This window comes from Desulfobulbus propionicus DSM 2032 (assembly GCF_000186885.1).
GTDB classification, from domain to species: domain Bacteria; phylum Desulfobacterota; class Desulfobulbia; order Desulfobulbales; family Desulfobulbaceae; genus Desulfobulbus; species Desulfobulbus propionicus.
The window spans coordinates 310,075-329,110 of record NC_014972.1 but is presented as its reverse complement, the minus strand read 5'-3'; the positions used below and the strand labels follow the sequence as shown (position 1 = coordinate 329,110).

The 19,036-nt window shown below is 58.5% G+C and carries 18 protein-coding genes; 7 read left to right on the top strand and 11 right to left on the bottom strand.

Annotated elements, in window-relative coordinates:
- The first annotated feature begins 249 nt into the window (after positions 1-249).
- Positions 250-1,632 (top strand): TIGR03013 family XrtA/PEP-CTERM system glycosyltransferase, encoded by a 1,383-nt coding sequence (locus DESPR_RS01595; protein ID WP_015723058.1) that lies wholly within the window; start codon positions 250-252, stop codon positions 1,630-1,632.
- Between the two features lie 40 nt (positions 1,633-1,672).
- Here the strand turns inward: DESPR_RS01595 and DESPR_RS01590 are convergent, their stop codons facing one another.
- Positions 1,673-3,034, bottom strand: coding sequence for a hypothetical protein (locus DESPR_RS01590; RefSeq protein WP_043769505.1), 1,362 nt, complete (start codon positions 3,032-3,034; stop codon positions 1,673-1,675).
- Positions 3,035-3,142: 108 nt separating this feature from the next.
- Positions 3,143-3,913, bottom strand: coding sequence for a polysaccharide biosynthesis/export family protein (locus tag DESPR_RS01585; RefSeq protein ID WP_015723056.1), 771 nt, complete (start codon positions 3,911-3,913; stop codon positions 3,143-3,145).
- Between the two features lie 314 nt (positions 3,914-4,227).
- Here DESPR_RS01585 and DESPR_RS01580 point away from each other — a divergent pair, with 314 nt between their 5' ends.
- The 4 genes from DESPR_RS01580 to htpX all read left to right on the top strand — a co-directional run bounded on the left by DESPR_RS01580 (position 4,228) and on the right by htpX (position 8,799).
- The gene (locus DESPR_RS01580; RefSeq protein WP_015723055.1) at positions 4,228-6,504 is read left to right on the top strand and encodes a tetratricopeptide repeat protein; all 2,277 of its coding nucleotides are present in this window, start codon (positions 4,228-4,230) and stop codon (positions 6,502-6,504) included.
- Between the two features lie 32 nt (positions 6,505-6,536).
- Positions 6,537-7,055, top strand: a complete 519-nt coding sequence (gene hpt / locus DESPR_RS01575; protein ID WP_015723054.1) for a hypoxanthine phosphoribosyltransferase — start codon at positions 6,537-6,539, stop codon at positions 7,053-7,055.
- 65 nt (positions 7,056-7,120) lie between these two features.
- A complete protein-coding gene (elbB, locus tag DESPR_RS01570) occupies positions 7,121-7,777 on the top strand; it encodes an isoprenoid biosynthesis glyoxalase ElbB (protein WP_015723053.1) in 657 nt (218 codons plus the stop codon).
- Between the two features lie 185 nt (positions 7,778-7,962).
- The gene (gene htpX / locus DESPR_RS01565; protein WP_015723052.1) at positions 7,963-8,799 is read left to right on the top strand and encodes a zinc metalloprotease HtpX; all 837 of its coding nucleotides are present in this window, start codon (positions 7,963-7,965) and stop codon (positions 8,797-8,799) included.
- A gap of 24 nt (positions 8,800-8,823) precedes the next feature.
- On the opposite strand, the gene DESPR_RS01560 is transcribed toward htpX, so the two are convergent.
- The 8 genes from DESPR_RS01560 to ychF form a co-directional block, all read right to left on the bottom strand.
- Positions 8,824-9,501, bottom strand: a complete 678-nt coding sequence (locus DESPR_RS01560) for a triose-phosphate isomerase (RefSeq protein ID WP_015723051.1) — start codon at positions 9,499-9,501, stop codon at positions 8,824-8,826.
- 141 nt (positions 9,502-9,642) lie between these two features.
- A complete protein-coding gene (locus DESPR_RS01555) occupies positions 9,643-9,975 on the bottom strand; it encodes a DUF167 domain-containing protein (RefSeq protein ID WP_015723050.1) in 333 nt (110 codons plus the stop codon).
- A 38-nt stretch (positions 9,976-10,013) separates the two neighbouring features.
- Positions 10,014-10,310 (bottom strand): YggT family protein, encoded by a 297-nt coding sequence (locus DESPR_RS01550; protein WP_015723049.1) that lies wholly within the window; start codon positions 10,308-10,310, stop codon positions 10,014-10,016.
- A 93-nt stretch (positions 10,311-10,403) separates the two neighbouring features.
- Positions 10,404-12,350: a methionine--tRNA ligase gene (metG, locus tag DESPR_RS01545; RefSeq protein WP_015723048.1), complete on the bottom strand. Its 1,947-nt coding sequence runs from the start codon at positions 12,348-12,350 to the stop codon at positions 10,404-10,406.
- Positions 12,351-12,446: 96 nt separating this feature from the next.
- Complete coding sequence (locus tag DESPR_RS01540; RefSeq protein WP_015723047.1) at positions 12,447-13,427, bottom strand: PSP1 domain-containing protein; 981 nt, start codon at positions 13,425-13,427, stop codon at positions 12,447-12,449.
- Positions 13,428-13,433: 6 nt separating this feature from the next.
- Positions 13,434-14,426 (bottom strand): DNA polymerase III subunit delta', encoded by a 993-nt coding sequence (gene holB / locus DESPR_RS01535; protein WP_015723046.1) that lies wholly within the window; start codon positions 14,424-14,426, stop codon positions 13,434-13,436.
- A 3-nt stretch (positions 14,427-14,429) separates the two neighbouring features.
- Positions 14,430-15,527, bottom strand: coding sequence for a 3'-5' exoribonuclease YhaM family protein (locus tag DESPR_RS01530; RefSeq protein ID WP_015723045.1), 1,098 nt, complete (start codon positions 15,525-15,527; stop codon positions 14,430-14,432).
- Positions 15,528-15,598: 71 nt separating this feature from the next.
- The gene (gene ychF, locus DESPR_RS01525; protein WP_015723044.1) at positions 15,599-16,696 is read right to left on the bottom strand and encodes a redox-regulated ATPase YchF; all 1,098 of its coding nucleotides are present in this window, start codon (positions 16,694-16,696) and stop codon (positions 15,599-15,601) included.
- Positions 16,697-16,842: 146 nt separating this feature from the next.
- Here ychF and DESPR_RS01520 point away from each other — a divergent pair, with 146 nt between their 5' ends.
- Entirely contained in the window at positions 16,843-18,162 is a 1,320-nt protein-coding gene (locus DESPR_RS01520) for an amidohydrolase (protein WP_015723043.1), read from the top strand.
- 62 nt (positions 18,163-18,224) lie between these two features.
- On the opposite strand, the gene DESPR_RS01515 is transcribed toward DESPR_RS01520, so the two are convergent.
- Positions 18,225-18,446: a Nif11-like leader peptide family natural product precursor gene (locus DESPR_RS01515; RefSeq protein ID WP_015723042.1), complete on the bottom strand. Its 222-nt coding sequence runs from the start codon at positions 18,444-18,446 to the stop codon at positions 18,225-18,227.
- A 107-nt stretch (positions 18,447-18,553) separates the two neighbouring features.
- Between DESPR_RS01515 and DESPR_RS18220 the strand changes: the two genes are divergently transcribed.
- Positions 18,554-18,973: a hypothetical protein gene (locus DESPR_RS18220; protein ID WP_169701499.1), complete on the top strand. Its 420-nt coding sequence runs from the start codon at positions 18,554-18,556 to the stop codon at positions 18,971-18,973.
- The last annotated feature ends 63 nt before the right edge of the window (positions 18,974-19,036 follow it).

The following is a 19,036-nucleotide window of genomic DNA, read 5'->3' as shown; positions in this document are numbered from 1 at the left end:
ATTAAGGCACGGGGCCACCTTATGTGCCCCTGCGGGCAGTCACTGAAGGAATGGTATGGATTTCATGGTACAGGTCTCAACGGGCCCGGTCAAAACAAAAAAACATCCACAAATCGTCACGACAAATCAGAAGATTCCAACAGGCGATCTCCCACCGGCCAAGCCCGGTTGCCTTGACTTCGGGAGACAAAGCATATTTAATGAGGGCAATTGTGCCGTATCATCCCACTTCTCTGCAACACGGAAACCATGCCGACATTTTTCAATAAATATCACCCGGTCCGCAAAATCTTCTTTTTCCTCGGCGAAGGCGTGCTGATTTTTAGCAGTGTCCTGGGTATTCTTATTGTCTTTTCCAGTTGGGACAGCTTTCTTGTTACGCCGTCGGAATATACCTTGAGATCCATGACGGTCACCCTGGTTTTTCAGCTCTCCCTCTATTTTTACGATCTTTACGATCTGCGCAAACCCGGAACCACCACCGATACCTTTATCAGGATGATGCAGGCCTTTGGCGTCGGCTGCATTGTCCTGGCACTACTGTATACCCTATTTCCCTCGATCATCATCTCCACGTTTATTTTCTGGGCCTGCTACCTGATCATTTGCGCGAGTTTGCTTGCATGGCGCTCACTGTATTATCTCGTTCTCGAGAAAAAGTTGTTTGCCAGTGAAATACTCATCGTCGGCATGGGAGAAATGGCGGAAAAAATTGCCACGGAAATCAAAAACAACCGCGAATCCGGCTTTGTCATTGCCGCATTGGTCGGATCAGGCCCCCCTACGTTCGACCATGCTGACATCCCGGTGTTGGCAAACCTCGCCGAAATGAACAATGAACCCCGATTATCCAGTGTAGAGCGAATCGTCGTTGCCCTTGATGATCGTCGGGGAACCATGCCCATTGCCGAGTTGTTGCACAACAAACTGCGTGGCCTCCTCATTGAGGACGGAATTTCATTTTATGAGGCGATCACGGGAAAAATTCTCGTCGAAAAGGTCAATCCAGCCTGGCTGATCTTTTCTGAGGGGTTTGATTGCGGGCGCATGACCTATCTGATCAAACGCCTGCTCGATCTCTCCCTCGCTGTGGTAGGCCTCTGCCTCAGCCTGCCGATAACCCTGATAACCGCCATTCTGATCAAGCTCGAGTCGCCTGGCCCGATTTTTTACCGGCAGGAGCGTGTGGGCGAACGGGGCAAGGTTTTCTCGATCATCAAATTCCGCAGCATGCGGCAGGATGCCGAAAAAAACGGGGCTGTCTGGGCCAAGAAGAACGACAGCCGAGTTACCCGTGTCGGTGGTTTTATCCGCAAGGTGCGCATCGATGAAATCCCCCAGATGTGGAATGTCATCCGCGGACAGATGAGTTTTGTCGGCCCGCGTCCGGAGCGGCCGGTTTTTGTCGAGCAGTTGGTGGAAAAACTGCCCTATTACTCGCTACGGCATGCGGCCAAACCGGGCATTACCGGCTGGGCCCAGGTCTGTTATCCTTATGGCGCGTCAGAAGAGGATGCGCTGCGCAAATTGGAATACGACCTCTATTACATCAAGCACCAGTCCATTTTCATTGATTTGCTGATCATTTTCCGGACCATCAAGACCGTGCTTTTTCAGAAAGGCTCTCGGTAAAAATGGAAAATCACCCATCTCGCTACACGATTTGGCCCTGCTACCAGTGCCACAATTCCTTGGTGGCGCTCAGGGTAAACAGCACCTGGTGATCGGTATACTGGTCGGTATCCAGTTGGCCATCGGAGACATAATAGGTGTACTTCACGCCCGCGGTGTACCAGCGAGCAAAGGAATATCGCATGCCAATCCCGAGTTCATAGACGTCCGTGTCATAGGTCAGGTCGCCTGTGGCTGTGGTCGACGGTACGCCACCAAGCGCATCGAGATATTCTCCCTGCGGATCCATCTCCGATTCCCAACTGTAGCGACCGAAGAAATCAAACCCGAGGGCTTGGGTCGCCTGCACGGTCATGTTGGCCCGGACATTGTAGGTGTCAGTCAGACCTGACTCCTCGGTCCCGCTGAAATTTTGCGTTTCATACCGCTTGTCCGCCTGGAGCGAATACGATGCGTGCTCGTACTGCTTCATGAAAGAGAGATAGGCGTTGTACCCCCACTGTCCTTCCAATCCTTGGATTTTCGCGTAGGAGGGACCCCCGCCCAACGCAAGACGCGTTTGGGCATCAAAGGCATGATCCCAACCGACCGACCATTCATGGGACTGCGAGTCGCGCCGGCTCTCACCGTCGTATTGAGTCTCCGAAACAACATACTTCGCCGGAAAAAAATCCCTCACACTCCGGACATAATCAACGCCGAGGCTGGCCCCGTATTCATCCAGATCTGGGTTGGCGGCGGCTGCGGGCTGATTGGCAGCAGTTGGTGGCGGCTCGTCATACAAGCCGCGGGTGTAGTTCGCCCCCACGCTGGACCGCCAGTGCTGGTTGAAGCCGTGGGTCAGATTGGCGAAAAAGGAATGCTTGTCGTACTCGTCATAGCTGTCGCTCCCGCTCGCCCCTCCCTCTTCATTGCGGAGTACGGCGTAGCTGTATCCTCCGCCAATGCGGGTCGTTTCCAACAATGCGTAGGATGTACGCACCCCTGCGGTATTTGTCCAATATTGACGGCCGCTCAGGTCTCTGGACAAGGCATCGCGGGAAGGCCCTTGGTCCTGACCAGTGGAACCGGATGCGCTGCCGTCGCTGAAAAAAGAGGAGGACGCCTCCGGATCGTCGGAATAGAGGAAATCATCGGAGAGCGTCAGGGACCACCTGCTGGTAAGGAGGCGCTCGTTGCCGACGCTCAGTTGATGATCGACCTCGTTCTCGTCATCGACAAAATCATAGTTGAGTTTGGGGGAGTAACGGAGGTTGAGCGTATCGTACACGCCTTTGGATACCACGGTGATATCGGGTCCGATGCTGATTTTTTGCACATCGCCTTCGTTCTCTTTGTCTGCTGCTTGCCGGTCATAGGTTCGTTCGCGAAAATCGTATCCCGTTCCCGCCGAACCAGTCACCGTGGTCTCCCGGGCAAGGGCTGGCCCTGCCCCCCCGGCGAGCGCAAGACATGGCCAACAGAGGGCAAGCAACAAAGATCGGCGCGCACGCTGCATGGATCGCCTCTCTCAATGGGCTACGACGACATCACCGGGTTCGAGCAGGATGTTCTTGTCGGTATTTTTTCCGTCAAGAAAATCGTCATAATCGAATTCGAATTTTTCGACCTTGCCCTGTGCCTTTTCCTGGCCTTTTTCGACAATTTGATCGTTGCCTTGGCGAATGATGCTCACCTTGTTGTCGGCCCATTCGGTGAATCCGCCGGCCTTGGCAATCGCCTTCACCACCACGGTCGGATAATCGAGTGGGAACACACCGGGGGTTCTCACCTGGCCCATGATCGTATACTGTCGGCTGTTGCTTTTCAGCAGGGTGACGATCACATTCGGGTCGTCATAAACGGTTCCGTACAGCTTTTTCAGATAATCGGCGAATTGGGTAAGCGTCATGCCAACCGCATAGACATCGCCGATATGACGAAGCGAAACCCGGCCGTCCGTTCCGACCTCGGCGCCAGCCCCACGGCTGGCGGCGTCATCCTGTCCCCCTGGAGCCATTCCTTCCATCGCGGCGGGGGCCGCGGCGGGATTGCCTGGTCCGATGGCCATGGGCCCTTCCCCATACACCTCCACATAGAGAATATCCCGATAACCGATGACATACTCCTTGTCCGATTGGGCAGGAGCCTTCTTGCCGAGGATTTCCTGGCGATACTGCTCCTTGGTTTCGTTGGCAATCACTCCTTCGCCGCTCGATTCGGCAGCCCAGGAAACGCTCAACCAACAACAACAGAGAACAACCCAAACGATCGTCTTTACGGTCAGGGAAACTGTCTTCATACGCTCCTCGCCCCAAAAAGCTTCATCAGATAAATAAGTTGACAAACCATGCTACATGCAGAAAGAAAATAGTTCAAAATAAAAAAATGGAACGTCTCCATTTTTTCAACACTGGCAAGCAGTTGCTCACCGATTCGTGCATTGCCTGAAGCGCTTCCCAACACGGCAACTCCCGGTATGGTCTTGCCGTGCGGCCCGGTTTCGTTGCTCCGGGTACGCTCTTTTTTTATTCCTTAATCTTTATAAGTTGTTATAAAATGAACCGTGCAGTCAGATCAGCGTAATACCAATTCCCTTTTGCCAACGGAGTCATTATGCCATTCAAGAAACTGTTCCCCCTGCCCCTATTGCTCGTGCCACTCCTCCTGCTCCTGCTTGTTGCCGCGTGTTCGGACGGCGGCAAAAACAAAGAAGAGCATTACAACAAAGCAATGGGGTATCTTGGCGAAAACAAGGAAAAAGAAGCAATCATTGAACTGCGCAACGCCATCCAGATCGATCCCAAATACGCCGATGCCCGCTATCAACTCGGCCTGCTCTATCTCAAGAGCGGCGATGTCCGGCAAGCCTTTGCGGAATTGCAGCGCGCCGCCACCCTGGACCCGAAAAATCTCGATGCCAAGATCAAGACCGCAGAGTTCTATTTGCTGACCAAGAAGAAAGAGGACGCGCAAAAACATATTGACGAGGTTCTCGTCCAGGCACCGGACAACAAGGATGCCTTGGCCCTGCAGGCCAACCTGGAGTTGGTTGACGGCAAATTTGACGCAGCCATTGCAACGGTCGACAAGGCTATTGCCGGGGCTCCCAACGAAGACCGGTTTTACGCCATCAAAGGCCGCGCCCTGAGTGCCAAGCAGCAGTTTCCAGCGGCAGAAAACGCTTTTTTGAAAGCCCTCGAGTTGGACGGGAAGAAACTCGCCAATCATGCGACGCTGGCTGCCTTCTATGTGGAACGAAAGGAATTGAGCAAGGCCAAAGCCAGCCTGGAGAAAATGGCCGCCGCCTTTCCGGATTCCTCGCAGCCGTACCTGCAGATGGCCTCCATCGAACTGATGGAGAACAATCCTGACGCTGCCGAGCAGCATCTGACCCAGGCGCTCAAGGTTGACCCGAAAAACAGCAAGCTGAAGACGGCCATCGCCGATTTCTATTCCAAGAAGGGGAAATTCGAGCAGGCGGAGCAACTCTACAAGGAAGCCATTCAGGATACGGACAAACCCGAGGACGCTGAGGCGCAGCTGGCCAATTTTTACTTTGACCACGGCAAGTTTGACCAAGCCAAGGTGGAATTGGACAAGGTGGTGGCCAAGAATGCAAAAAACGCCACCGCCAAATTGGTTCAGGCCAAATTCCAGCTGAAGGATGGCAAAAACCAGGAAGCACTGGATATCGTGACCGGTTTGCTTGGCGACTATCCCAAATGGAGTGAACTTTTCTTCGTCAAGGCACTGGCCCACAGCAATCTCAAGGATTTCAAACTCGCCAAGGAAGCCTTGCTGGAGGCCATCAAACTCAGCCCGGGGTTTAGCAAGGCCCACTCGCTGCTGGCCCTGCTCTCCCTCCAGGAGGGTGAATTCGAGACCGCTAAAAAGGAAGCGGCCACTGCCCTGAAAATCAACCCCCGCGATTTTCAGGCCGCCCTCACCCTGGCCAAGGGGGTACTCTTTTCCAAGGAGTATGAAACCGCAGAAAAGATGTTCAGCGAACTCCACGCCAAGGTGCCTGACAACGTCGAGGTGCTGGGCAGTCTCGGGCTCACCTATTTGGCCATGAAACAGGAGGCCAAGGCCAAGCAGACCTTTGAAAAATTGCTCGCGGTCCAGCCCGACAACGCCAAGGCCTTCAGCTTCTTGCTGCAGCTGGCGCAAAAAAGCGGCGCGCAAAAGGAGGCGCTGATCAAGATGACCCAGGCCCAGATCGACAAGGCGCCCAAGAGCGCCGGGTTACAGATTCTGCTGGCCAACCTGTTCCTCAGCGCACAGCAACCGGACAAGGCCCTTGAGCTCTACAGCAAGGCCCAAGAGCTCGACCCGGACAACCCTCAACCGTATGCCATGAGTGCTCTTATCCTGACGCGGCAAGGCAAGACCGATCAAGCCATCGCCGAATACCGGGATCTGCTCGCCAAGCAACCCAACGCCATCGGCGCCTACATGGGGTTGGGCAGCATCTACGAGCAGACGGGCAAAACCGATCTGGCCAAGGAAGCCTATCAAAAGGCCTTGGCCGTCAAGCCTGATTTTGCCCCGGCGGCCAACAACCTGGCCTGGATGATTGCCGAGAGCAAGGATCCGGATCTGGGGGAAGCCCTGCGACTGGCCATGACCGCCAAACAGCAGAAGCCGGACGACTATCATATCATCGACACCCTTGGCTGGGTACACTACAAACGCGGCTCGTTCAGCCTGGCCCGCAACGAATTCGTTCAGGCGGTGCAGAAACAGGAGGATATGCCCATACTTCGCTACCATCTGGCCCTGGCCCTGTATGGGGAGGGCAAGAAGCAGGAGGCCCTGGCCTCGACGCAGCCGTTCAAGGAAAAAGAAGAGGCTGCCGCCACCCTGCAAAAATGGCAGAGCGAACAGTAGGCTCGGTACAGTAACGATTTTGGGGTACGGTTATGCAGCTGGGAAAAAAAGCGGTTATCGGCAGGCGAAGACTGCAGCAGAGAGTCCAAGAACTCGGTCGCTTGATCACCCAGGAGTACCGGGACCGGCAGCTGGTGCTCCTGGGCGTGTTGAACGGCGCGTTCATCTTTGCCGCCGATCTGTGCCGGGCCATCGACCTCAAACTGGAAATCGATTTCATCCGGGTGACCAGTTACGGTGCCTCGACGGAATCCTCGGGAACGATCCGCCTGCTCAAGGAACCGAGCATCGACCTGAACGGCAAGGATGTGCTGCTGGTGGAGGACATTGTCGATACCGGCACCACCATGGCTTGGCTGCGCGATCATTTCCGTCAAAGCCCGGCCAAATCGGTGAAAATCTGCTCGCTGATCGACAAGCAGGAACGACGGATCGTCCCGGTCGAGGTGGACTACGTCGGTTTTGCCCTTGATCGAGGGTTTCTTGTCGGTTACGGGCTGGATTGCGCGGAACAGTATCGCAATCTGCCGGCAATTTATTCCCTGCGCTAGAAAAACAAGCCCGGATAGCCGGCCCGGGTCGAATCCGTTTGTCATTTGCTGCCATGGAGGCGACTATGCACAAAAAAAATTTCGCCGTGATCCTCTCTGGATGCGGCCATCAGGATGGAGCCGAAATCCATGAGGCGACCCTCGCCTTGTGGGCTATCCACAAAAACGGGGCAGACTTCCAATGCTATGCACCGGACATCAAGCAACACCATGTGCTCAACCACATCACCGGTCAGGAAATGAACGAACAGCGCAATGTGCTGATCGAATCGGCGCGGATCGCTCGGGGCAAGATCGCCTCGCTGGCCACCTTTGTCCCTGAGTCGGCCGATGCGTTGGTCATCCCCGGCGGCTTCGGCGCGGCCAAGAACCTGAGCAGCTATGCTTTTGATGGCCCAAAGTGCATGGTGAACAGTGATGTGGCCCGGGCGATCAAGGCCATGCACGCCGCCGGCAAACCGATCGGCGCGCTGTGCATCGCCCCGGTGATCCTCGCCAAGGTGCTGGGCAACGTGATCCTGACCATTGGTCAGGACCCAGCTACCGCCGACAACCTCGCCGCAATGGGCGCGCGTCATCAACCAGCCATGCAGGGGGAAATCGCCATTGACCGAGAAAACAGGATCGTCAGCACTCCTTGCTACATGCTCAATTCCCGCATCGACCAGATCGCCGACGGTGCCGACAATCTTATCCGGGCGATGCTGGACTTGATGAACTGATCCCGCGTTGTTCCTCCTGCCCCCTTTTTCCGCGTTCCAACAGGCACTCGACAGGGAAGCGGCTTTTGCCGTCTCCCTGTCTTGACTCCTTCCGCCAGCGATTTATCTTTTGGTCAAAAATGTTCAGGGTGGTGAGGCGGTCATCTCTCGGCCGAGCCGCTCCCGAGAAACACCAGGAGAAAACGATGAATACGATGAAAACCTTTCTACTCATGGCTGCCCTGACCGCCCTGTTCATGGTTGCGGGTCAGGCCATGGGCGGCCAGCAGGGGATGACCATCGCCCTGCTCCTTGCCGTGGGCCTCAATTTCTTTGCCTACTGGAACTCCGACAAAATGGCCCTGGCCATGAACCGTGCGCGCGAGGTATCGACAGCAGAGGCGCCCGATCTTCATGCCTTGGTGGCCTCCCTGGCGGCACGGGCCAGCCTCCCTAAACCCAAGGTCTATGTGGTCGATAATCCGACCCCCAATGCCTTTGCCACCGGACGCGATCCCGAACACGCGGCGGTGGCGGTGACCACCGGCCTTCTCCAGGTGTTGGACCGATATGAACTGGAAGGGGTTATCGCGCATGAACTCGCGCATATCAAAAACCGCGACATTCTCATCGGCTCGATTGCGGCGGTCATGGCGGGAGCCATCTCCTATCTGGCCACCATGGCTCAATGGGCCATGCTGTTCGGCGGCGGCCGCAGTGATGAGGAAGGGGGGAGCAATCCGCTGGTGATGCTGGTCACCATGCTGGTGGCGCCGCTGGCGGCCACCTTGATCCAGATGGCCATCTCCCGTGGCCGGGAGTACCTGGCCGACGCCACCGGCGCGCAGATTTGCGGTCATCCGCAATCGCTGGCCAATGCGCTCAACAAATTGGCCAACTACAACGCCCAGCAGCCCATGGATGTCAATCCGGCCTCGGCCCAGATGTACATCGTCAATCCGCTCAAGGGCGGGTCCATCGCCTCCCTGTTTTCCACTCATCCCCCCATGGAAGAACGGATCCGCCGACTGCTGTCGATGTAATCAGCGGGGAAAGCGGACGCAGTTTCACAAACGGTTGATCAGGGCGGCAAAGACTGCGGCATCCAGGCAGCCCCGTCCCATCAACAGGCCGCTGATTCCGGCAAGCTGCCACAGCGAGGCGGCATTGTCAACCGTGACCCCGCCACCGTAAAGTACCGGACCATTGTCGGTGCTCCGGGCGATCTGCGGCAGCAGGGCGACGATCTCCCTTTCGCTCCGTGCCATCTCCAAAGTTTTGGGCGTTTCCGGAGTATAGGCCCAGATCAGGCGGGGTAACTCCTCGGCGGCCATGGCTGCGGTTTGCGGGATCAAAAGTTCCCGGTCCACGCAGACGATAGGCTGCAGCTCTTCCGCCAGCGATTCATAGGCCTGTCTGGCCACATCCTGAACGGTTTCGTGGAAATAGCGTCGTCGCTCGCGATGGCCAATCAGGGTATAGCGCACCAGCCCGCGCAGCCATGCGGCTGGTGTGGAACCGGTATAGTTGCCCTGCGGATACGGAGAAACCCCCTGCGCGGCCAGGGCAATGCCATCGCGCCCCCGCAGATGTGCCGCAACCCGTTCCAGCATCAACGACGGCACGGCAACCACCATCTCGAGATCGGCATGCGGCCGATAGGTGGCGGCGAACACCTCGCACCACTGCATCGCCCGTTCCGGCGAAAGATTGGCCTTCCAGTTGGCCAGCAGTATTTTTTTCATCACAGCCCCCAGGCATCTCAAGGAATTCAGCACATCATGCAGCTCTGTTGCTGCCCGTGCGGGTCAGGTTCCCCCGCTCAACCTGGTGCAGCAGCGGGCTACCGCAGCAGGGACCGGTGGCAGCCACCGGTCCACATTCGCTCATTTTCTCTCTGGAAAAAGGTGCGCGGCCAAAACAGCCCGCACCTCCTGCTCGTGACCGCTGGCGATAACCACTGTCTTGCCGCGGCTCTGGTGGCCGCTTTTGAGGACAACCGACGACTTGGGCAGATGGAAGAGTTTGGCCAGGTAGGCAACGACCGCCTGATTGGCCTTGCCGTCCACCGGCGGCGTGGTCACGCGCAGCTTGAGCATGTCGCCCTGCAAGCCGGCCAGATGGTTGGCCGCGGCGCGGGGCTGGACCTGCAGACGAAGCAACAGGGAACCATCCGCCAACCGCTGCAGACAGGGAAGTGCATCCGGACCGGCCGCCATGTTCCTCTTCGGGTCGTTCAACCGAGCAAAATAGCGGATTATTGCAGGCTCACCGCGATCTGCTGCAGGGTGGGGACGAGAAAGCTCTGGAGAAAGATGATGATCAGGATGAGGATCATCGGGCTCAGATCAAGGCCTCCCATGATGGGGACCACCCGGCGAATCTTCATCAACAGGGGATCGGTGGCCTGACGAAGAAAGCGGACGATGGGATTATACGGATCCGCATTCACCCAGGTGATGACGGCGCGGGCAATCACCACCCAGATATAGGCGCTGAGGACAAAATTGATCAGTTTAGCCACCGCCAAAAGGAAGTTACCGAGCATGAACATATGGATACCTATAAGCTAAGGTGAAGGGATGAGGACTTCTTCTCGTTGCGGCAGCCGATCGGTAAACCTTTTGCCAAACAGCCGCGACCATGTTCAGGCAACCCGGCTGCCGGCGGCGATTGGACCGACGACCGTGGTCAGTACCAGCCGTTCCGTGCCACCGGTCAGCTGTTCTTTAGCGGCCAGCACCATGCCCTGCGAGGGGATGCCCATGAGTTTGGCCGGCTTGAGATTGGCGACAATGATCACCCGCAGCCCGAGCAAATCCTCGGGACGATAGTGCTGGGCGATGCCGGCCACAATGGTTCGCTGTTCCGGGGCCTTGACCGTCAGCTTGAGCAAACGGTCCGATTTGGCCACCTTTTCGGCGGCCACAATTTCCGCCACCCGCAGTTCCACCGTCTGGAACTGGTCAAAACCGATCAGTCCTTCGCCAAGGGGTGGCTCCGGCCCCTTCTTGTTCGGCTGTTTGCCGGCAGCGGGCGCCGCCGGCGTTTCCGTCTTCTTGTCGATTCGCGGGAACAGCTGGGTGCCTTTTTCGATGGCTGTGCCCACCGGAATGTACCCCCATTTTCTTGCCTCGTCCAAGGTGACGCTGGCAAACTCGGTGCCCATACCCAAGGCGGCGGCCATCCTGGACGCGGTATCCGGCATGATGGGTCCCAGCACCAGAGCGATCTTCCACAACGATTCAGCCAAGAAGGCAAGAACGGTCCGCAGGCGACCGGCCTGATCCGGCTGTTTGGCCAGCTCCCAGGGAGCATGGGTGACAATGTAGCGGTTGAGCAGCCCGATAACCTCCCAGATGGCCTGCAGTGCCTTGTGGAACGTGAATGCCGCCATGTTTTCCTGGTAGTGGTCAAACATGGCGGCGATGGCGCTCATCAACTCCCGATCCTCCGGGGCGAACAGCGCGGCTGTTTCCGGCTCGGGCACCCGGCCAGCGGCATACTTGTCGATCATGGTCAAGGAACGGGAGAACAGATTGCCCAGGTCGTTGGCCAGGTCCGCATTGTGACGGGCGAGGATGGCGTCGCTGGAAAAGGAGGAATCCAGCCCGAAACTCATCTCGCGGAGGACAAAGTAGCGGACCGTATCCACGCCGTAGGTCTCGACCAGTTCCCGGGGCCGCACCACGTTGCCCAGCGACTTGGACATCTTGGTGGCATCCACGTTCCAGTAGCCGTGGACATGCAGGCGCCTGTACGGTTCAAGCCCCATGGCCCGCAGCATGGTCGGCCAGTAGATGGCGTGGGGCTTGAGGATATCCTTGGCGATCACATGCTCGGCCTCGGCCCAGTACATGGCGAACTCCGGGCTGTCCGGGTAGCCGATGCCGGTCAAGTAGTTGATCAGGGCGTCAAACCATACATAGGTGACGAAGTTCTGGTCAAAGGGCAGCGGAATGCCCCAGGTCAGGCGGGAGGTCGGCCGGGAGATGCACAGATCCTCAAGCGGTTCGCTGAGAAAGGAGAGCACCTCGTTGCGGTACCGCTCCGGGGTGATGAAGTCCGGGTGTCGCTGGATGTGCTCGATCAGCCAGTCCTGGTATTTGGACATGCGGAAAAAATAGTTCTGCTCGGTGATGGCCTTGGGTTCCACCAGATGATCGGGACATTTACCGTCCACCAGTTCCTTTTCGGTCAAAAACCGCTCGCAGCCCTTGCAGTATAAGCCGGAATATTCGCTGAAATAAATATCACCGCTCGCATGTACCTGCTGGAGAATGGCCTGCACGGTCCGGACATGATCGGCATCGGTGGTTCGGATGATCTTGTCGGGCTGAATGGCCAGGACCGGCCAGGTGTCCTTGAAGGCGGCACTGATACGGTCGACATACTCCCGGGGCGATTCCCCGGCCTTGGCCGCTGCCTCGGCGATTTTCTCGCCATGCTCGTCGGTCCCGGTCTGGAAACGGACCGTGTCGCCGCACAGGCGACGAAAGCGGCTGTAGGTGTCGGTGACGATAGTGGTATAGGCATGTCCCAGATGGGGCAGGGCATTGACGTAATAGATCGGCGTGGTGACGTAGGTTGGCATGCTGCAATTATCGTGAAAAGGTATAAAAAGGGGGCTGGCCCATCAGTTCGCTGGCGGTTGTCAAAGAAGGCGGCTCCTCCCGGGCCTGGTCAACAGTCACTCCTCCTCTGGCTCGTCCTTCATGCCCCAGATGTCGATGGCGGCAGGCTTGGACCAACCGCCTTTCTTGCCCGGCCCCTTGCGGCCGGTGCTTTTGGCAATCGGGTCGGCGGCCCGCCACTCTTCCTCGGTCAGCAACCGCTCCTCTCCCTCGGAAGAAACCGCCGCCACCTTGCCAAGCAAGGGAATCTGTCGGGTGACCAGGTAGGTCTTGCCCTCGAGCTGAACCTGCCGGCCCACCCGGGGCATGCCCTTTTTCATGGTCTTGTAGGTTTCGTATTCGTAGGTCAGACAGCAGAGCAGACGGTTGCACAGGCCGGAGATTTTGGCCGGATTGAGTGGCAGATCCTGGGCCTTGGCCATCTTGATCGAGACCGAGTCGAACTTATTGAGAAAGGCGGTGCAGCACAGTTCGCGACCGCAGGCGCCAAGCCCGCCGGTCATCTGGGTTTCGTGGCGGACGCCGATCTGGCGCATCTCCACGCGGGTGCGGAATTCCTGCACCAGCGCCTTGACCAACTCGCGAAAATCAACCCGGCTTTCGGCGGTGAAGTAGAAGATAATCTTCGAGCCGTTGAAAAATCGCTCCACCCGCACCAGATGCATGGGCAGGCCCAGCTTCTCGATCTGTCGACGACAAAGGCGAAAGGCCTGCTGTTCCAGCTGCGGCAGTTGCGCGTACTTCTCGCATTCCTCGTCGCTGGCCCGCCGATTGATGCGGTAATTCACCGGCCGGGCAATGGCGCTGTCCACTCCCCGGGGGGAACGGCTCACCACGGTGGCGGGCTCTGGTCCCTGCTCGGTGCGGACCATGACCCGGTCGCCCCGAACCAGATCGGTCAACTGGGCACAGGCGGTTAGCTCCTGCCCTTGTTCGCGAAAGCGGATTTTATAGTAATGCAGAACCGTTTCCTCGCCGCAGCCTTCCCCAATCGGGGCCGGCTCGACAAGCTGCGGTTCGATATCGGCGTCTGTCATGATGGTTCAGGTCCAAGGGATACCGCAGTCAAAAAGATCCAGGAGCAGCACTTCACTGGTCAGGCCGCGATTGCAGTTTCTGGCAAGTGCTTGTTCCGCCAGATCAATGGCCGTCATCTTAGCAGATAGCTGGGGCAAATTCCAGCGTTCTCTTGCCGTCAGCACCTCGGGGGCGAAGGGACGGACATCCTCCATGGCCCTGGCGGCCATGGCGTTCTTGACGAAGATGCGCAACAGGGCCAGCAACGGCTCCAGCCCCTCCTTGGTCTCGGCCAGTTCCACTGCCAGCGCCAGGGCATGCTCCACCCGCTCGCCCTCCGTCTGCCCTTGGGCGAGCCATGCAGTCACAACTTTCTGATACACCGTCAATATTCCGTCGGCATCGAAAGCCAGAGCCTGCCCAGGACAACCGTCGGCCAGGGCCGCCAGGGCCGACCGATCCGCCTCGTGCAGCTCGGGCCGATGAATGCGGAGAATTTCGGCGGCCAAGGGAAGGGGGAGCGGCGCAAAGGGAATCAGTTGACAGCGGGACACGATGGTATCAAGGATCGCGCCGGTAGCATTGCCCATCAGGATAAGGATATTGTCGGCGGGTGGCTCCTCCAGTACCTTGAGCAGACTGTTTCCCGCCTCCCGCCGCATGGTGTGCACCTCTTCCAGCAGAACAACACGCTGTCGGCTCTCAAGCGGAGGAAAGCTCAGGGCTTTTTTCAATTCCCGAATCTGGTCGATCTTGATGGCCGCTCCCTCGGGCCGGATGCGGACCAAATCGGGATGATTGCCCGACTGGAACTTGCGGCAGCCGGGACAGACCCCGCAGGGGCGATCCTCCCGAGGCGCCCGGCAGAGAAGCACCGCCGCCAATTCCAGGGCCACGGTGGTCTTTCCCACTCCGTCCGGACCGGCAAAGAGATAGGCATGTGCCAGCCGGCCGCTGTGCAGGGCACGGTCGAGCAGGGCAAGGGCCTTGGCCTGTCCGAGAATGTCAGAGAAGGCCATGGCTCAGAACAGACTTTGCTGCCGCATGTCGATCGTTTTTTTGGCTCGTGGCGCGGCTATTGATTCCTCGGGGCCGGGTTCAGGCTCCGGCTCGCTGCCGGTCGCCCCGGATTGGGCAACCCGGGTGGCAGCCGCCTGCTCTTCCTCGCCGCCCGCCCGCAGATAGAGATAGCGTTCCAGGTGCCGCTGGTACTCGGTCCACTGCCAGCCGGAACCGCTCATCTTCGCCCGCAGACCACCCATGTACTGCATTTTGGCGTCGATGTCGTCGAGGTGATGCAGGAGGATGGCCTCCGGGGTCATGGGCAGCACAGGTGCGCCGAAATCATGCTGACCGTGATGACTGAGGATGATGTGCATCAGCCGGTCCACCTGCTCGGCGCGCAGGTCCTCGACCTGTTCCGCCGCCTTGCGCACCATTTCCACCCCCAACACCAAGTGGCCGACCAAGCGCCCCCGATCGGTGTAGCCAAAGGGCGTCCGGGTAAAATCGAACTCCTCGATCTTGGCCAGATCATGAAGCAAGGCACCGGCAACGAGCATGTCCCGATCGATGAACGGATAATGGCCGGCGATCTTGGCCGCCAGGGCGACAATGGACAGGGTATGCTCAATCAGGCCGCCGATATAGGCATGATGCAGTTTCTTGGCCGCCGGTGCACGCTGAAAGCGGTCGAGGGTATCGCCCTGAAAAATCACGGACAACAGGGCCCGCAACGGCGGATCGCCAATACCCGCGATCACAGCTTCCAGCTCGGCGGCCATTTCCGCCAGCGGCCGGGGACTGGCGGGCATGAAATCCGCCAGATCCACCGCTGTCTCCGCCACCGACTGAAGGGTGATGACCGCCAGCTGCATCTGGTCGCGGAAGGGCTTGGCCACCGCCTGCACCAGGACAAAGCCGCCTTCCTCGACCTGGGGCTCAAACTCCAGGGCATTGTCCCACACCCGGGCCTCGACCTCGCCGGTACGGTCCATCAATCCCAGGGCCAGATAGGGCTTGCCGGCCTTGGTTTCGGCCAGAGATTTCCGCGCCACCAAAAACACTTCCTGGAACTGTTGGCCGGCGATCAGTTGGGCGACAAACATCTTCTTTGCCATATCACGAACTCCTCGTCACCGGCGCCCGCATGGGCGGAACGGGCACCGTTGAAATCGACCGGTCTTACGGCTCAGACATTGAAACGGAAGAGGATGCAGTCCCCATCCGCCACCACATACTCCTTGCCCTCGGAGCGCATCAACCCCTTGTCACGGGCCACGGTCTCGGAGCCGCAGGCAATGTAGTCGTCATAGGCGATGACCTCGGCACGGATGAAACCGCGCTCGAAATCGGAATGGATCTTGCCGGCCGCACCCGGCGCCTTGGTACCTTTTTTGATGGTCCACGCCTTGGTCTCCTTTTCGCCCACGGTGAAAAAGGTGATCAGGCCCAGCAGGGCATAGCCTGCCTTGATCAGCCGATGCAGCCCTGGCTCCTCCATGCCCATCTCGGCAAGGAACTCGCGCTGTTCCTCGCGGTCCAGCAGGCTCAGTTCCTGCTCGATGGCCCCGGCGATCATCACCATCGATGCTCCCTCTTCGGCCGCGACCTTGCCCAGTTGTTCGACGTGGCGATTGCCGGTGGCCAGATCGCCCTCATCGACGTTGGCCACATAGAGCACCGGCTTGGTGGTCAGCAGGCAGAGATCGCGCACCAGATCCCGCTGCTGATCGTTGTCCGGAAACACGGTTCGGGCCGGCTTGCCTTGATCGAGCGTCGCCTGGAGGCGCTCCAGAAAGGCCGCCTCGGCCAGCAACCGTTTATCGCCCGACTTGGCCTGATTGCGGCTCTTGGCCAGGCGTTTTTCCACCGTCTCCAGATCGGCGAGGATCAGCTCGGTGGTGATCACCTCCACGTCGCGCAGGGGATCGATGGAGCCATCGACATGAACGATGTTGTCGTCCTCGAAGCAGCGCACCACATGGAGGATGGCATCAACCTGGCGGATGTGGCCTAGGAATTGATTGCCCAACCCCTCCCCTTGGCTGGCCCCCTTGACCAGGCCGGCGATATCGACAAATTCCATCTGGGTGGCCACCTTGTTCCGTGTCTTGACCAGCTCGGCCAGCTGGTCAAGACGCGCGTCCGGTACCGGAACAATGCCGACATTGGGTTCAATGGTGCAGAACGGATAATTCTCCGCGGCGATGGCCGCGGCGGTCAAGGCATTAAAGATCGTTGACTTGCCCACATTGGGCAGGCCGACAATTCCACAACGAAATCCCATGCAATCCTCGAGAAAAAAAGGGTCAGCAGCCCAGGGCCTGAAGATGGAGAACACCATCTGCCTCTTGTCGCTGCGGGTGATTCGGGTATAGTGCGTTCTCTTCCCGGCACGGCCGGTCCCCTGTGATACACTATCTCGGAGTTTTTGTGCAAGCAGTTCCGAATATTGATCTCCTGATCACCAACTGCACGCTCCTTCCCGACCCCGGCGAAGCACCCCTGCCCGCGCCGGCCTTCATCGCCGTCGCCAACGGCCAGATCGCGCGGCTCGGCCCGATGAGCGCATGCCCGACGCGGGTCAGCGGGACAGTGCTGGACGGACAGGGACAACTGGCCATGCCCGGTCTGATCAACGGTCACTGTCACGCCCCCATGACCCTGTTCCGCGGCCTGGCCGATGATCTGGACTTGGCCAGCTGGCTTCATGACCATATCTTTCCCGCCGAGGCGAAATCGGTCTGCCCCGAAATGGTTGTTTGGTGCGCCAAGTTGGCCGCTGCCGAGATGCTGCTCAGCGGCACCACCACCGTGGCCGACGGCTATTTTTTTGAAGACGAGGTAGCGCGCGCCTGCGCGGAAACCGGCTTACGCTGCGTGGCGGCCCAGGCGGTGCTCGATTTCCCGGCTCCGGGTGCCGCAGATCCGAAGCAAAATATTGAGGTGGCGGCCCGTTTCCTTGAGCGCTGGCAGGGACGCGATCCGTTGATCACCCCGGCGATCTTTGCCCATTCCCCCTACACCTGCGGCAACGATACCTTGCGACGGGCCAAGGCGCTGGCTCGGGCGCACGGGGTGCCGCTGTTTATCCATGCCGCCGAAACCCGAACCGAACATTCTCTGATCGCCGAACCGCTGGCCTCGACTTCCCTTGGCCACCTAAGTGCGCTGGGCATTCTGGACCGCGACACGGTTTGTGTCCACTGCGTCTGGGCGGACGAGGACGACCTTGACCTGCTGGCCCAAGAAGGCGCCTCCGTGATCAGCTGTCCGCAAAGCAATGCCAAGCTGGCCTCGGGACGGGCACCCCTTGCAGCGATGATTGACAGGCGGATGCGGATTGGCCTTGGCACGGATGGCGCCGCTTCAAACAACAATCTCGATCTGTTTCGCGAAATGGATTTTGTCGCTAAAGTACACAAAGTCCGGCCCAACGAGCCGACTGCCGTTCCAGCCCGTGAGGCGCTGCGCATGGCGACCCACGGCGGCGCCGAGGCCATCGGTCTGGGTGGTGGACTGGGCACCCTGGCCCCCGGCGCACCCGCCGACCTGCTGCTGCTCGACCTGCACCCCCTCTGGCTGCAGCCGTTCCACAGTACCAATCTGCTGGCATACAGCGGCTGCGCAAGCGCGGTGCGCTCCGTGATGGTCAATGGCCAGCTAGTGGTCCACAACCGGCGGGTACTGACCCTTGACCTGAAGGAAGCCTGCGCCCACGTCCGACGGCTGGCAAAAGGATCCCCTCCCTAACCCTTTTCCGTTGCTTGCCCTGCGGCGCGCTGCCCTGCCGCCTTGATGGGCGCCGGCTGCCCTCAGCGCCACCAGATGACCCGCTTGGGCGGATTGCCAAAGGATTCAAACGCATCGCCGGACTCGCGCAGCACGGCGTCGAGATCTTGGACGGTAAAGGCATAGCCATCGGCTCCGGCGAGGGCAACAAATTCTTCCTTGGTTTTCAGCGCATCGTATCGGCAGCGAATGTTCTCGTCAGCTCCGCCGGCGATGAGCAGTGCTTCCACGTTTCTTTTCGACATGGGCATCTCCTTCCGTTTTCGTGTTGGCTTCTCAACGACTTGCCCTGAGCAGGATCACAGCGCATACCAGGCAAGCGACTACCTGGCCAGAGCAACAACCAGGCCGATTGGCCGTACATCCAAAAAAAAGCGCCACACAATGCGGTTACCTTCGTGACGATCAACAATCAGGCAGACTGCGTCACCACCTTGCGACAAAATGGTTCACCTTTGTCATCAAATCTCCTTTTTTGAAGCTGAAGGAACTGCCCAATCGATCGCCAGCCCCGCACGCGGTGTCAATCAACGCCCCCATGATCGACAAACCAAGCATCACGGCAAAAAACCATAAAAATTTCTTGACTCATTATTTGTCATGCGCTATAGAAAATAGCTTTATCAAAAGCAAGGTACAAGCAAACCCTTCACGGCAGTCTACACAGGTTTGCGGGCGCTTTTACAGCGGCGAAGGATCCCCTTCCTTTTTCCCCCACCTTTTAGCCAGCACCATCATCGTATTGAGCATGGAGTTGCAGAACCTGCTGTAACTCCATTTTTTATTCATCAACCGACAAGTATCGAACGGCAAGCAGCGCAGCGAGCGACCTGAA

Bases quoted from the DNA above. Each gene is read 5' to 3' on its own strand.
- DESPR_RS01595 (WP_015723058.1), top strand. From the start codon at position 250: ATGCCGACATTTTTCAATAAATATCACCCGGTCCGCAAAATCTTCTTT.
- DESPR_RS01550 (WP_015723049.1), bottom strand. From the start codon at position 10,310: ATGTTCATGCTCGGTAACTTCCTTTTGGCGGTGGCTAAACTGATCAAT.
- htpX (WP_015723052.1), top strand. From the start codon at position 7,963: ATGAATACGATGAAAACCTTTCTACTCATGGCTGCCCTGACCGCCCTG.
- elbB (WP_015723053.1), top strand. From the start codon at position 7,121: ATGCACAAAAAAAATTTCGCCGTGATCCTCTCTGGATGCGGCCATCAG.
- DESPR_RS01515 (WP_015723042.1), bottom strand. From the start codon at position 18,446: ATGTCGAAAAGAAACGTGGAAGCACTGCTCATCGCCGGCGGAGCTGAC.
- DESPR_RS01540 (WP_015723047.1), bottom strand. From the start codon at position 13,427: ATGACAGACGCCGATATCGAACCGCAGCTTGTCGAGCCGGCCCCGATT.
- DESPR_RS01530 (WP_015723045.1), bottom strand. From the start codon at position 15,527: ATGGCAAAGAAGATGTTTGTCGCCCAACTGATCGCCGGCCAACAGTTC.
- DESPR_RS01585 (WP_015723056.1), bottom strand. From the start codon at position 3,913: ATGAAGACAGTTTCCCTGACCGTAAAGACGATCGTTTGGGTTGTTCTC.
- holB (WP_015723046.1), bottom strand. From the start codon at position 14,426: ATGGCCTTCTCTGACATTCTCGGACAGGCCAAGGCCCTTGCCCTGCTC.
- DESPR_RS01555 (WP_015723050.1), bottom strand. From the start codon at position 9,975: ATGGCGGCCGGTCCGGATGCACTTCCCTGTCTGCAGCGGTTGGCGGAT.
- DESPR_RS01560 (WP_015723051.1), bottom strand. From the start codon at position 9,501: ATGAAAAAAATACTGCTGGCCAACTGGAAGGCCAATCTTTCGCCGGAA.
- hpt (WP_015723054.1), top strand. From the start codon at position 6,537: ATGCAGCTGGGAAAAAAAGCGGTTATCGGCAGGCGAAGACTGCAGCAG.
- DESPR_RS01580 (WP_015723055.1), top strand. From the start codon at position 4,228: ATGCCATTCAAGAAACTGTTCCCCCTGCCCCTATTGCTCGTGCCACTC.
- ychF (WP_015723044.1), bottom strand. From the start codon at position 16,696: ATGGGATTTCGTTGTGGAATTGTCGGCCTGCCCAATGTGGGCAAGTCA.
- metG (WP_015723048.1), bottom strand. From the start codon at position 12,350: ATGCCAACCTACGTCACCACGCCGATCTATTACGTCAATGCCCTGCCC.